The sequence below is a fragment of the Curtobacterium sp. MCBA15_005 genome (assembly GCF_001864855.1).
GTDB lineage: Bacteria > Actinomycetota > Actinomycetes > Actinomycetales > Microbacteriaceae > Curtobacterium > Curtobacterium flaccumfaciens.
Map to the genome: position 1 here is coordinate 1 of NZ_MJGL01000053.1, position 914 is coordinate 914.

1 protein-coding gene and 1 pseudogene are annotated in these 914 nt (G+C 71.0%); both read left to right on the plus strand.

The features are described from left to right. Positions 1-153 (plus strand): annotated as a pseudogene (locus BIU89_RS18965) (acyl-CoA desaturase); the annotation flags it as partial. 4 nt (positions 154-157) lie between these two features. Beyond that, the gene (locus BIU89_RS13665) at positions 158-379 is read left to right on the plus strand and encodes a cold-shock protein (RefSeq protein WP_307858961.1); all 222 of its coding nucleotides are present in this window, start codon (positions 158-160) and stop codon (positions 377-379) included. Positions 380-914: the final 535 nt, after the last annotated feature.

Here is a 914-nt window from a genome sequence, read left to right on the forward strand (position 1 = left end):
GTCCGTGACCACTGCGACACCCTCGACGTGCCCTACACCGAGACCACGCTGCTGCGTTCCTACGGCATCGTCGTCCGGTACCTCAACCGCGTCGGCCTCGCCGCCCGCGACCCCTTCGCGTGCCCCATGGTCGCGCAGCTGCGCATCCACTGACGCCGTGCTGACCGCCATGCCGACGGGCACCGTCAAGTGGTTCGACCACAGCAAGGGGTTCGGCTTCATCCACCCCGACGACGGGTCTCAGGACCTGTTCGCGCACTTCTCCAGCATCGTCGCGGCGACCGGCTCCCCGCCGCTCGCCCAGGACGACCACGTGCAGTACGAGATCGGGCCCGGCAAGAAGGGCCCGCAGGCGGACAACATCTCGATCATCCGCTGATCGGCACCACCACGAGCAACGCCCCGACCGGTTCGGTCGGGGCGTTGCTCGTTGCGCGAGTGGACGCGGCCGACCGAGTCTCGCCCTGCCGGACAGACGGCGGCTCCCGGTACCCGCAACGTGACCGCGGAACCGAGTCTCGGCAGCGGCTTCCGCCCCCGCCTGCCCCCGCCTGCGGGCTGGGCTGTGTTTCGCGCTGAGCGACAGTTCTCGCGAACGTGAGCGCGTGGGGTGTCGCCCAGCCCGTGACGACGGCGGCCGCCGGCCCGGCGCGCGACGAGACGGACGGGAGGCCCGGTGCCAGCTGGCACCGGGCCTCCCGTCCGCCTGTGCGCACGTTCTTTCCCATCGCGCGCGCGTTGGTTCGCAAGAACGGGCGTACCTGGTCGAAAGAACTCACCAGGTACGCCCGGTACCGCCAGGTACGCCCGGTTCTGCCAGGTACGCCCGGTTCCACCAGGCGCACGACGCTCGGCGCGCGCGATGGGAAAGAACGTGCGCACAGGCGGACGGGAGGCCCGGTGCCAGCTGGCAC